The 12,564-nt window shown below is 30.5% G+C and carries 11 protein-coding genes; 7 read left to right on the top strand and 4 right to left on the bottom strand.

What is annotated here, in order from left to right; translation table 11 throughout:
* The first annotated feature begins 3 nt into the window (after positions 1 to 3).
* The 6 genes from N5D03_RS08230 to N5D03_RS08205 are packed head-to-tail and all read left to right on the top strand — an operon-like array spanning position 4 to position 6,819.
* The gene (locus tag N5D03_RS08230; RefSeq protein ID WP_280051349.1) at positions 4 to 1,122 is read left to right on the top strand and encodes an EpsG family protein; all 1,119 of its coding nucleotides are present in this window, start codon (positions 4 to 6) and stop codon (positions 1,120 to 1,122) included.
* Entirely contained in the window at positions 1,113 to 1,859 is a 747-nt protein-coding gene (locus N5D03_RS08225; protein ID WP_280051348.1) for a glycosyltransferase family 2 protein, read from the top strand. The genes N5D03_RS08230 and N5D03_RS08225 overlap by 10 nt, the downstream gene beginning before the upstream one ends.
* The gene (locus N5D03_RS08220) at positions 1,846 to 2,949 is read left to right on the top strand and encodes an MraY family glycosyltransferase (RefSeq protein WP_038335348.1); all 1,104 of its coding nucleotides are present in this window, start codon (positions 1,846 to 1,848) and stop codon (positions 2,947 to 2,949) included. The genes N5D03_RS08225 and N5D03_RS08220 overlap by 14 nt, the downstream gene beginning before the upstream one ends.
* A gap of 53 nt (positions 2,950 to 3,002) precedes the next feature.
* Positions 3,003 to 3,746 (top strand): polysaccharide biosynthesis/export family protein, encoded by a 744-nt coding sequence (locus N5D03_RS08215; protein ID WP_280051363.1) that lies wholly within the window; start codon positions 3,003 to 3,005, stop codon positions 3,744 to 3,746.
* 2 nt (positions 3,747 to 3,748) lie between these two features.
* Positions 3,749 to 6,238, top strand: coding sequence for a polysaccharide biosynthesis tyrosine autokinase (locus tag N5D03_RS08210; protein ID WP_280051346.1), 2,490 nt, complete (start codon positions 3,749 to 3,751; stop codon positions 6,236 to 6,238).
* Between the two features lie 5 nt (positions 6,239 to 6,243).
* Entirely contained in the window at positions 6,244 to 6,819 is a 576-nt protein-coding gene (locus N5D03_RS08205; RefSeq protein ID WP_280049184.1) for a sugar transferase, read from the top strand.
* 53 nt (positions 6,820 to 6,872) lie between these two features.
* On the opposite strand, the gene N5D03_RS08200 is transcribed toward N5D03_RS08205, so the two are convergent.
* The 4 genes from N5D03_RS08200 to glmM form a co-directional block, all read right to left on the bottom strand.
* On the bottom strand, positions 6,873 to 8,501 hold the full coding sequence (locus N5D03_RS08200) for a carboxyl transferase domain-containing protein (RefSeq protein WP_219034162.1): 1,629 nt from the start codon (positions 8,499 to 8,501) through the stop codon (positions 6,873 to 6,875).
* 63 nt (positions 8,502 to 8,564) lie between these two features.
* Positions 8,565 to 9,158, bottom strand: a complete 594-nt coding sequence (locus N5D03_RS08195) for an ACP phosphodiesterase (protein ID WP_280051345.1) — start codon at positions 9,156 to 9,158, stop codon at positions 8,565 to 8,567.
* Between the two features lie 104 nt (positions 9,159 to 9,262).
* Positions 9,263 to 10,642, bottom strand: coding sequence for a tetratricopeptide repeat protein (locus tag N5D03_RS08190; RefSeq protein ID WP_280051344.1), 1,380 nt, complete (start codon positions 10,640 to 10,642; stop codon positions 9,263 to 9,265).
* A 92-nt stretch (positions 10,643 to 10,734) separates the two neighbouring features.
* On the bottom strand, positions 10,735 to 12,117 hold the full coding sequence (gene glmM, locus N5D03_RS08185) for a phosphoglucosamine mutase (protein WP_280051343.1): 1,383 nt from the start codon (positions 12,115 to 12,117) through the stop codon (positions 10,735 to 10,737).
* A gap of 119 nt (positions 12,118 to 12,236) precedes the next feature.
* Here glmM and N5D03_RS08180 point away from each other — a divergent pair, with 119 nt between their 5' ends.
* A complete protein-coding gene (locus tag N5D03_RS08180; protein WP_125349703.1) occupies positions 12,237 to 12,551 on the top strand; it encodes a GlsB/YeaQ/YmgE family stress response membrane protein in 315 nt (104 codons plus the stop codon).
* Positions 12,552 to 12,564: the final 13 nt, after the last annotated feature.

Here is a 12,564-nt window from a genome sequence, read left to right as displayed (position 1 = left end):
GTAGTGAGTTTTATTTATTTATTCATATTTGCATTTCTACTTGTCGCATCTTTTTTAGAATTTTCTAATAAAAAGGTTAGTACACAATTATATGTATTAATTGTTGTGATAATGTGTTTAACTGCTGGATTAGGGTATGCATTGAGTCCTGATTGGGTAGCTTATTTTAATACATTTAACTTATTAGCAAGTACTAGTTGGTCAGAATTTGATCGATTTGCTGAAATGGCGAGTATGGAAAAAGGTTATTTAGGATTAAACAAAATTCTAGTTGATTATGGTTTTGATTTTGGAATGCTTACGTTAGTAGTGGCAACAACTTCTCTTATTCTAAAGACAACAACTTTCTATAAATACGGAGGATTTCCTTTTTTAGTATTATTTATTTATGCGATGCCGAACTTTATGTTCGAAGAGCATGTACATATTAGGCAAGGTTTAGCAAATGCAATTGCACTTTATTCTATACGTTATGTAATCGATCGTAACCTAATAAAGTTTTTGATTTGTATTACAATTGGATTTCAATTTCATGAATCTATAATTGTTTTTTTACTTGCTTATTGGATTGCTCCAATGAAGTTTGATGAAAAATTTATAGGTTGGTTAGTTGTGTTTTCTATCATAGGTTTCTATACAGGACTAAATTCTATTATTGAGGTTATTATGCAATATATGCCAATTGGACAAGATAAGTTTGAGGATTATCAAAGTCAGTTATATAATGAAGGTGATGGTGTAGCAGTAGGTGATTTCGTGAAGATTATTTCAATTCTTTCAATTATTATTTATAATAAATATGCTGTAGAAGATAAATTATATTGTTATTTCCGTAATCTTTTTGTTTTTGGAGTATTACTTTACTTCTTTCTAGGAAAAGGAATTTTTGGTATTAGATTACCAGGATTTTATTTAGTTTTCTTAGGGCTTACAGTAGGAAGATTAGTGTATTCTTTCAACGGAGAAAAGTTTAAACGGAATTTTATTTATGTAAGTTTTGTTTCTTATACTATTTTATTGATTTTTTGGTTTCAAGTTAAACAGGGACATAAATCGAATTTTGGTAATTATAGAACATTTTTTAATAAAGAGGCAGTTTACGGATTATGGAAATGGAAATAGTATCAATTATAACACCATGCTATAATTCAGAAAAATATATAGCTGATACTTACAATTCTATCAAATCTCAAAGCTATAAGAATTGGGAATGGATTATTGTAGATGATTGTTCATCAGATAAATCTGTCGAAATAATTCAATCTTTTAATGATAATAGAATAAAATTAATTATTCAATCTAAAAACCAAGGAGCTGCCTATTCTAGAAATTTAGCATTGAATAAAGCAAAAGGTAGATTTATTACATTTCTCGATAGTGATGATTTATGGTTGCCAAATTTTTTAGAGATTACGATTAATTATTTGTTAGAGAATAATGAAGAGTTAGTTTATTCAAGTTATAAGCGGGTTGATGAAAATTTAAAGCCATTGTTAGCAGATTTTATTGCTGTAGATAAAGTAGATCGAAATCGAATTTTATACAATTGTCCTATTCCGATGTTAACATCTGTATATGATTCAAAACGAATTGGAAAAATACCAGTTCCAGATGTAGAACTTCGAGAAGATCATGCCATGTGGATAGATTTGTTAGGTAAAATAAAATATGCAAGAGCAATCAATGAATCTTTAGCTATTTACAGAATTCGAAATAACTCTGTTTCTCGAAATAAATTACGAATTGCTAAAAAACAATATGATGTTTATAGAAATTATTTAAAAATGAATATTTTCAAATCATCATATTATACATTTTTTTGGGCTATGAATGGATTAAAAAAATATGGAAAATTTTAAATTATTAGAATATTTATATACGCTAAACATTTCTCCTTTATATATTAACATAATGGGAGCCTATTTTTTTGCATTAATCATTACATTGATCTCAATTCCTAAAATTATACGTATTTCCTACAAAAAACAATTGATGGATGTACCAGGAGAAAGAAGTTCTCATGTTAATAAAGTGCCAACCTTGGGAGGAGTGGCTTTATTTTTTGGAATAGTAGTTTCAACATCGATATTTGCTACAGAATTAGGTGTTAACTATTCTTTCTTTTTATCCGCAATTACAATATTATTTTTTATTGGATTAATGGATGATTTATTAGTTGTAGCTCCAGATAAAAAATTATATGGTCAGATAATAAGTACCATTTTAATTATTTTTGGTTCTGGTATAATGATTAAGTCATTTTCAGGATTATTTGGTATCTACGAGATTCCTTATTTTGTTGGAGTTATATTAACCATTTTTGTATTTATAGTACTAATAAATGCATTCAATTTAATTGACGGAATTGATGGTTTAGCTTCAGGAATTGGTATAGTAATTAGTTTGTGTTTTGTTTATATATTCTACAGAATATTTGATTACGGAATAGGAATATTAGCTGTTAGTACATTAGCTGTTTTACTAGGTTTTGGAAGATATAATTTGTCCAAAAAGTTTAAAATATTTATGGGAGACACAGGTTCTATGGTGATAGGATTTATCTTAACTTTTATGGCAATTCGCTTTTTATACATTAGTGAAACCTCTAGTTTAGGTTTAAAAACAGGACCTGTTTTATTACTTTTTATTTTTGTTATTCCAATCGTAGACACTTTATCGGTTTTTACAATCCGAATTCTTAGAAAAAGAAGTCCATTTTCGGCAGACAAAAACCATCTCCATCACCAATTCTTAAAATTAGGGTTTACTCATATTCAAACTTCAATAATATTAGTACTTATTAACATTTTTTTTATATTCATTGGGTATTATTTTAGAAATATTGAAATTAATAAACTATTTTTGATCTTTATTGTTTTATCAATTAGTTTTGTTGTCTCTCTACGATACGCTGTAGTATTAAAAAAGAATAAAAAAATATCATTATAAAAATGCATTACTTAAAATCAACTTTAACCAAAACTGTAATTTTATTGATCCTCATGAATTTATTTTCGTGTATATCATTAAAAGATGTTCAATTAATTCAACCTGATCCAAATTTAAAATTAGATACAAATGGTAAAATAACTTTTGATAAGCCAGAATATTATATTCAGAAAGGGGATCGAGTATTAATAAATGTTTCTTCAGCATCTAGAGAATCAATGGGGATACTTAGTGATTTTATATCTTCAGGGAATAGAACTTTTGCACAAGGAGAAAATTCTGGAGTGGTAGTTAGAAAAGATGGAAATATAGAATTACCTAGAATCGGTTTTGTTCATTTAGAAGGATTAACTATAGAACAGGCGCGTAAGAAAATCCAAGATGAGTTTTATAAAATCTATGATGAAAAAGGAACTTTTATCGACGTTAATTTAGCAGGTATTGAGTATACTATTGTAGGAGAGGTTCAACAAGGTACGTATAGAGCAAACAAAAGAGACTTAACAATTTTAGAAGCTTTTTCAAAAACAGGATCGAATAATATTTATGCTGATTTAAAGAATGTTCGAATTATTAGAACAGATTTAGATGGTACAAAACAAGTTTATGTGGATTTAACAAAAGAATCTATTATGAATTCTGAGTATTACTGGATTCAGAATAATGATATTATTGTTGTTAACCCTCGTAAAGAAAAAGTATGGGGTGTAGGACTTAATCCTCTGACAGTAGTAACTACTGTAATGGGAGCAATCGCAACAATTTTGGGTGTTTATTTATTTTTTGATAAAATTTAAAGATGGCAAACACAACTACAACTATTGATCAAAAAAGTAAGAAAAAACAATCTGACTTTATTGATATAGAAAGACTTATACCAAGGTTGTTAAATGCTTGGCCATTATACATAATCTCGATGCTTATAGCATTAGCAGTTGCCTATTATCTTAATAGTTGGAAGTTAAACAGAATCTATACAGCAAATACAACATTTAAAATTAAAGATAATAGTTCTGCTAATAATTCATTAGCTTCGAATTCTATTAACTTTATTTGGGGAGGAAATGCAAATAAAATCGATGGGTTATCGTATACATTAACTTCTCGTATACATAACGAAAAAGTTGTTAAAAGGACAGAATCTTATATTTATTATACAGAAGAAGGACGTTTAAAAAAATCTAATATATATAAATTAGATGCTCCTTTTCATGTTCATATTGATACTTTACATCAACAAGTTGCTTATGTTGATGTAAAAGTAAAACCTAAAGATCATAACTCTTTTTATTTTGAAGTTGAGAACAAAAATGGTTCTTTATATCAATTTACTAAAGATAGTATTATAAAGTCTGAGGAGTTGAATCTACCTAAGATTGGTTATTATAATCAATGGATGGTTGGTAAAAACTATAAAATCATGTTGACTCGTTCAAATGTACCATTTTCTGAAAGTTCAATATCATTTAAATTAGTCACAATCAAAGATGCAACTGGGAGAGCAGTACAGAATTTTAGTGTTACAAATCCATCTAAAATTTCAAGTATAATAGCTGTATCAAAAAATGCTGAAAGTTTGAATGAAGCGGTTGATTTGTTAAATAACTCTATTCAAGTTTTAATTGAGAACGAATTAGCAGAAAGAAATCTATCTGCTTTTCAAACTCGAAAATATTTACAAGAACGAATCGCAGCTGTTAAACTTAAATTAGATAGTGCGACAGATAATTTACAAGAGTTACAGAAGAAAACAGGAGTTTATAATTTCGATTCAAAAAAAGGTGAGCTTTTAGGTAAACTTACTGAATTAGATAAAGAACGCGTAACTGTAGAAGAGAAAATCAATGCATTACATCGTTTAATGCCTAAAAAATCGAGTAGTGTTGATAATTTAATCGCTCTTAATATTGCCGGTCTTGATGTGTCTTATTACATGACGAATGTAGATCAATTAGAAGGTCTTGAGAATCAGCGCGAGCAAATGTTAAAAGTTTATAAAGAGAACACTGATGAGATTAGAGAAATTGATCGTCGATTAGCTAAAACAAGAAATAATATTTCGAATGTAGTTAATGCGCATTTACAAAAGTTGAATACAGATCTATCCATGATTAACGCGAAATTGGCGGAATCTGAATTCAAAGCGAAAGATTTACCATACGAAGAAATTGAATTTGTTGAAGCAAATCGTGGATTTGAATTAAATAGTACATTATATTCAACTTTAATTAATCAATTAAATACAACTGATTTATCTTTAGCATCTATCGTATCTGATATCACGATTATTGATCCAGCTAAAAATCAAGGTCAAGGTTCCATTTATCCAAATCCAAAACGTAATTATTTAATAGCTTTGGGAATAGGTTTGTTGATTCCTTTGATTTATGTAGTGATTAAAGAATTATTAGATTTCAAAGTTCGTGTACTAAAAGATATTACAAGTCGTACAAATATTCCAATTATTGGTTTAGTTGGTTCTTTGGGAGATAATTCACCTTTAGTTGTAATCAACAATCCAAAATCAGGAATTTCTGAATCGTTTAGATCAATTCGTTCTAATCTGAAATATTTATACAAGAATCCAGGACTTGAAGAAAATAATAAAACGATTTTGGTAACCTCATTCATTGGAGGTGAAGGAAAGACTTTCAACGCGATGAATATTGCGAGTTCAATCGGTTCTATGGATAAGAAAACGGTTTTGATTGGATTAGATTTACGTAAACCAAAAATCTTTGATGATTTTAACATCAATAATAAGACAGGTGTTACAGACTATGTTGCGGGTGATTTAGAGTTAAATCAAATTACGCAACGTACAATTTTACCAAATTTAGATATTATTACAGCAGGTCCAATTCCTCCAAATCCTTCAGAATTGATTTTGAGTAATCGAATGGATCAATTATTTACTGAATTGAAAGAGAAATATGAATTCGTAATTATAGATTCACCGCCAATAGGATTAGTAACAGATTCGTACGATTTGATGCGTTATGCAGATTGTACATTGTATGTAACACGTTACAACTATTCTGAGAAAAACTTTATCAATGCAATTTCGAATAAATACGATGAAGGTGAAGTTTCGAATGTCGGAATTATATTCAACGATTTCCAAATTAAAACTGGCTACGGTTACGGATATGGTTTCGGATATGGTTACGGCTACGGTTACGGTTATGGATACGGCTACGGATATTTTGCTGGAGATGAGAATTTTGATAATTCATCATTCGGAAAAATAAAACGTTTAGCTTCTCGAATTAAAGGTAAATTCTTTTAATTGAAATGATCTTAAAGAACATATTTGATTATATACTTGCATTAATCCTACTAATTTTTTTAGTGGGATTAATTGTTTTGTTAATTATCATAAGTTCTATAGATACCAATCAATTTGGCGTTTTTACACAAAAAAGAGTTGGGAAAGACGGAAGATTTTTCAATATTTATAAAATCAGAACGATGAAAGGGGTTTCTAAATCGACAATAACAACGGATCAACATCAAATTACCAAAATTGGAAAGATTCTTCGAGATTATAAATTGGATGAATTACCACAATTGTTTAATATCCTAAAAGGAGAAATGAGTTTTGTTGGTCCTCGTCCAGATGTTGCTGGTTATGCAGATAAATTGATTGGAGAGGATAGATTGATGTTGAAAGTTAAACCTGGAATTACTGGTCCTGCTCAATTGAAATATCGTAAAGAAGAAGAAATTTTATCCAATGTAAATGATCCAATCAAATATAATGATGAAATTCTTTGGCCAGATAAAGTTAAGATCAATGTAGAATATGTAAAGAATTGGAGTTTTCGACAAGATTTGATTTACATGTTTCAAACAATATTCAAAAAATAGAAGAGAATCCTAAAATTGGATTCTCTTCTATTTTTAAAAATATTTTTGTTTTTCTAAACTTGAATAACACCTAAATTAAATTGTTTTTCAATCGGAGCATGATTTGCAGCTTCAATTCCCATCGAAATCCATTTACGCGTATCCAAAGGATCAATAATTCCATCTGTCCACAAACGTGCCGCAGCATAATAAGGACTTGTTTCATCATTGTATTTTGCTGTAATTTCGTTCAAAAGTTCTTGCTTTTTCACTTCATCAACTTCTACACCTTGTGCTTTCAAAGTGGCTTCTTTTATTTGTAACAAAACTTTCGCAGCCTGTTCACCTCCCATAACTGCCAATTGAGCCGAAGGCCAAGCTGTAATTAATCTAGGATCATATGCTTTTCCACACATAGCATAGTTTCCTGCGCCATAAGAATTTCCAACTATAATCGTGAATTTTGGAACAACAGAATTAGAAACTGCATTCACCATTTTTGCACCATCTTTGATAATACCACCATGTTCAGATTTAGATCCAACCATAAAACCAGTTACATCTTGTAAGAAAACTAACGGAATTTTCTTTTGGTTACAATTCGCAATAAAACGAGTTGCTTTATCCGCAGAATCTGAATAAATCACGCCACCAAACTGCATTCCGTCTTTTTTAGACTTCACAATTTTACGTTGATTAGCTACAATTCCAACCGCCCAACCATCAATTCGCGCATACGTACAGATAATTGATTTCCCATAATCAGGCTTATATTCGTCCAATTCCGAGTTATCAACAATTCTGTTAATAATCTCATACATATCGTACTGCTCAGCACGAGATTCAGGTAAAATACCATAGATTTCTTGCTCATCTAAAGCAGGTTTAGCTGCTTCAATTCGATTAAATCCAGCTTTTTCATAATCACCAATTTTACCAACGATAGATTTTATTCTATCCAACGCATCTTTATCATCTTTTGCTTTATAATCAGTCACACCAGAGATTTCGCAATGTGTTGTTGCTCCACCTAAAGTTTCGTTGTCGATGTCTTCTCCAATAGCAGCTTTTACCAAATAACTTCCAGCTAAGAAAATAGAACCCGTTTTGTCTACAATCATTGCTTCGTCGCTCATAATTGGTAAATATGCTCCACCAGCAACACAACTTCCCATCACAGCAGAAATTTGAGTAATTCCCATTGATGACATGATTGCATTATTGCGGAAAATTCGACCAAACATTTCTTTATCAGGAAAAATCTCATCTTGCATTGGTAAATAAACACCTGCGCTGTCCACTAAATAAATAATTGGTAATTTATTTTCCATCGCAATTTCTTGCGCACGCAAATTCTTTTTACCTGTAATTGGGAACCAAGCACCAGCTTTTACAGTTGCATCATTCGCAACAACAATACATTGTTTGCCAGAAATGTAACCAATTTTTACAACAACACCTCCCGAAGGACATCCGCCGTGTTCTTTGTACATTTCATCGCCTGTTAAAGCACCAATCTCAATGTTCGGTTTTTTTTCGTCTAAAAGATAATCAATACGTTCTCTTGCAGACATTTTTCCTTTGCTATGCAACGCATCAATTCTTTTTTGACCTCCGCCAAGGTAAACTTGTTTCAGTTTTTGGCGTAGTTTTGAAAGTAATAATTTGTTATGATCCTCTCTTTTATTAAAAGTTAAATCCATTGTGGTTTTCTGTTTGTTTACAGCCCTAAACTAATGAATTTTATCGAATTCTTAAAATGAAATTTAGACTTGAGAATCAACGAATACAAAGTTCATGCAATGCGTTTGGATTTGAGGAAAAAATGACAGAAAATCAGTTTCTAGATTCGCATAACTTTTTTCAAATTCGGGAATGATTTGATGTAAATTATTCTCAAATTTTGCTCGACTTCCGATTCCTTTTAATGTTTTTTGAACACCTTCTATGGTCGAATAATTTTCGAACCAATCATATTTTAGCAAATAAAAAATGGTTTCTTGTAGTTTTTTTGGAAGCGAATTGTATTCATCCTTAAATAATTGATAACAATCTGTTTTAAATTTTTCGAAAGGAGTTTCAGAATAATTATTCCAATATTTAATCAAAAAATAATCATAAATTACATCAATAATAATTGGTGCAAATTTGTGCTGTGTTTCGTGAAAATAACTTGAGCTTTTCTTCACCGTTTCGTGAGAATCTGTAAATGTATCAATCGAACGATGCAATAAAATCCCTTTCTGAATTTCTTCTGGAAAATCTAGATATTGTTTTCCCTTTACAGTTTCACCAAGCAAATTCCCAATTTGAAGCGATTGATTTCCGAAAGATAAATATTGATGTGCGATAAAGTTCATAAGGCTTGTTTAGTATCATAAAGTTAAGTTTTTTTGAATAAACCTGTGTTATTTTACTGTGAAGAAAAAAGCCATCTAAAAAAGATGGCTTAAGAATTATATTTTTATTCGTTATTTCCAGAAATTTGATTGATTTTTTCTTCTAAAATCGGATAATATTCGATCATAGAATCTTTTAAATTTCGATCCAAACTTAATGCATTTTGCAACGCTTCATTTCCTAATTGATCTTGCTCTGTAATATAATAGACATTACTCAATTGATAGAAAAATTCGGCACGATTAAAATTCTTTAAAGCGCCTGTTAATAAGACTGCAATCGCTTCCTCGTATTCGCCAACAGCAATTAAAGTTTCGACGTAAGCAAACCAAGTATGGAAAACTAAAGGCTTTAATTGAACCAATTTCGAAAGGTTTTTTATAGCTTCTTCAAACTTCATTTGTTTCAGAAAATAGTAAGTTGAATCTGTATAATATTCGTAACTATCGCCATTCAATTCTATTGCACGCTGAATGTAATATTCGGCTTCCTCTATATTTCCTAATTTGTTGTAAAGCGAAGATGTTTTTGCCCAAACTTTATCCAATTGCGGATCTTCTTTTATCGCAATATGATAAGCTTTCAATGCTTTTTGTGGTTTCTCTAACTTTTCGTACAATTCACCAATTTTCATATGCGTAACAGCTGGCGAATCATCAAATTCTAATGTTTCTTCTAGCGTTTCTATTGCTTTATTATATTCTCCTAATTCTTCCAATGAAAGCGCTTTGTTAGCATGACCAACAATAGAGTTAGGATTAATCGCGAGCACGTAATCCAACGCATTTATAGCTTCGTCATACATTTTTTTGTGATTGTACAACAGACCAAGTTGCAACCAAGAAACTTCCGAATATGGATTATCGTCAATAAAATCTTTCAGAAATTCGATGCATTCATCAGGATTATGAATTTCCTCGTAACATTGAATGATAGAATAGAAAGTATAATCGTTTTCTGGATTGAATTTCAATGCTTTTCTGAAAGCAATCAACGCAGAATGAACTTCATCTAAATTCAAATATTCATTTCCGATACAATTGCAAATAAAATCAGTTTCTTCGTCGTCTATTTGCAAAGCTTCTTCATAAAAACTTATCGCTTTTCGAGGCATATTTTTCATTCCCCAAAAACGCGCTTGTACCAAAAGATAATCTAACTCGTTTGCAGCTAAATCCTTTAAATCTTTGATGAGTTTTGCAGCTTTTTTTAAATCCTCAATTGTAAGAAAATATTCAATTCTCTTGATTTTGATATCTATATTCTCGGGATGCATTTTTTCTGCAAAATCCAACGCACGTTTTGCATATTCGTTATCATTTACTTCAAGATAGAACTCAATAATTTCGACCAAATCCTCCGAATCGTAATATCTATATTCACGATTATCAAGCATTTGCTCAAAACCTTCAATTAGCTCGTTATTAAAAAAATCTTCGTCCATAGTGATAGACTAATTTACAAAATAAAATGTGCAAAAATCATAACGAATTGTTAGAGTTTTGCACATTTGTTAAACAATTAAAATAGATTGTTTTAGATAATATTTTTGATGCTTTCGATCATTTTATCCGCTAATTTATTTGCATTTTCTTCTGAAGTACTTTCAGTATAAATACGAATAATTGGCTCTGTATTTGACTTTCTTAAATGAACCCATTCAGTAGGAAAATCAATTTTAACTCCATCAACCGTATTGATTTCTTCGTTTTTGTAAACTTCTTGAATTTTCACTAACAATTCGTCAACATTGATTTCTGGTGTTAATTCGATTTTCTTTTTCGCCATAAAATATGCTGGATAAGAAGCTCTAATTTCAGAAACTGATTTATCTTGTTCAGCTAAATATGTCAAGAATAAAGCAATTCCTACTAAAGAATCGCGTCCGTAGTGTAATTCTGGATAAATAATTCCACCGTTTCCTTCTCCACCAATTTTAGCATCAACGTTTTTCATTTCAACTACAACATTCACTTCTCCAACTGCTGATGGCGAATATTTTTGACCATATTTTTCAGAAATATCGCGTAAAGCACGAGAAGATGATAAGTTAGAAACTGTTGCTGAAGGCGTTTTTGATAATACATAATCTGCGACTGCAACTAATGTGTATTCTTCTCCAAACATTTCACCTTTTTCGTCGATAATTGCTAAACGGTCAACATCTGGATCTACTACAATTCCGAAATCAGCTTGTTCGTCGATTACTTTTTTACAAATATCACCTAAATGTTCTTTTAAAGGCTCTGGATTATGTGGAAAATTCCCGTTTGGTTCGCAATACATATCGTAATGAATCACACCTAAACGTTGTAACAACTTAGGAATTGCAATTCCTCCAGTTGAATTTACCGCGTCAATCGCAACTTTGAAATTTTTCTCTTGAATCGCTTTTGCATTCACTAATGGCAAAGCCAAAATTTTCTCGATATGTAAATCAATTGCATCATCAAAAGTTTCATAAGAACCTAAATCATCAACTTCAGCAAATGTATAATCATCTTTATCTGCGAAAGCTAAAATTTGTGCGCCATCTGCAGCAGAAACAAATTCTCCTTTTGCATTCAATAATTTCAATGCATTCCATTCTTTTGGATTGTGAGAAGCAGTTAAAATAATTCCTCCATCTGCATGCAAATGTGTCACCATAACTTCTACAGTTGGCGTTGTAGATAAACCTAAATCGACAACATTAATTCCTAATCCTTGTAAAGTTGAACAAACTAATTGAGAAACCATTTGTCCAGAAATACGAGCGTCGCGCCCTACAATTACTTTATATTCTGATTGATTTGATTGATTCTTAAGCCAAGTTCCGTAAGCAGCTGCGAATTTAACAGCGTCTATAGGAGTTAAATTATCTCCCGGTTTTCCTCCGATTGTTCCACGAAAACCTGAAATAGATTTGATTAGAGACATAAATTTTATTTTATAGTGTTACAAATTTACAAATTACAAAAACTTTTCTTATCTTTTTGGAACGATTTTAGTTAAGATTTACTTAACAATTTTTAAAACCATAAAAAATAGTATTAATTATGATGACAACTTCATTTATTATGTTAGGTATTACCGGAGTTTGGAGCTTTTTGGTATACTTAGTGTTCGGTTTAATTTGTGCTGGAATTGCTAAAGCAATAATGCCAGGTAAAGATCCGGGAGGATTTTGGGTAACTGCACTTATAGGTATTATTGGTGCATATTTAGGAGCTTATATGCGTACAATTTTAGGAATTTCTCATGATGGAGAAGTAAGTTTTTTCAGTCCATTGGATTGGATTTTTTCAATTTTAGGATCATTATTAATCTTATTTATTTGGAAAAAATTATTAGCTCCAATGTTTAATAAATAATTCATTACAATTA

It is taken from the genome of Empedobacter sp. GD03861 (assembly GCF_029840885.1).
Lineage (GTDB): Bacteria > Bacteroidota > Bacteroidia > Flavobacteriales > Weeksellaceae > Empedobacter > Empedobacter falsenii_B.
The sequence above is the reverse complement of the archived record's forward strand: the minus strand, read 5'-3'. Positions and strand labels throughout refer to the sequence as shown.

What these genes read in the sequence shown, in the direction of transcription:
- N5D03_RS08225 (WP_280051348.1), top strand. Translation starts at nt 1,113, where the DNA reads ATGGAAATAGTATCAATTATAACACCATGCTATAATTCAGAAAAATAT.
- N5D03_RS08215 (WP_280051363.1), top strand. Translation starts at nt 3,003, where the DNA reads ATGAATTTATTTTCGTGTATATCATTAAAAGATGTTCAATTAATTCAA.
- N5D03_RS08200 (WP_219034162.1), bottom strand. Translation starts at nt 8,501, where the DNA reads ATGGATTTAACTTTTAATAAAAGAGAGGATCATAACAAATTATTACTT.
- N5D03_RS08195 (WP_280051345.1), bottom strand. Translation starts at nt 9,158, where the DNA reads ATGAACTTTATCGCACATCAATATTTATCTTTCGGAAATCAATCGCTT.
- N5D03_RS08220 (WP_038335348.1), top strand. Translation starts at nt 1,846, where the DNA reads ATGGAAAATTTTAAATTATTAGAATATTTATATACGCTAAACATTTCT.
- N5D03_RS08180 (WP_125349703.1), top strand. Translation starts at nt 12,237, where the DNA reads ATGATGACAACTTCATTTATTATGTTAGGTATTACCGGAGTTTGGAGC.
- N5D03_RS08205 (WP_280049184.1), top strand. Translation starts at nt 6,244, where the DNA reads ATGATCTTAAAGAACATATTTGATTATATACTTGCATTAATCCTACTA.
- N5D03_RS08210 (WP_280051346.1), top strand. Translation starts at nt 3,749, where the DNA reads ATGGCAAACACAACTACAACTATTGATCAAAAAAGTAAGAAAAAACAA.
- glmM (WP_280051343.1), bottom strand. Translation starts at nt 12,117, where the DNA reads ATGTCTCTAATCAAATCTATTTCAGGTTTTCGTGGAACAATCGGAGGA.
- N5D03_RS08190 (WP_280051344.1), bottom strand. Translation starts at nt 10,642, where the DNA reads ATGGACGAAGATTTTTTTAATAACGAGCTAATTGAAGGTTTTGAGCAA.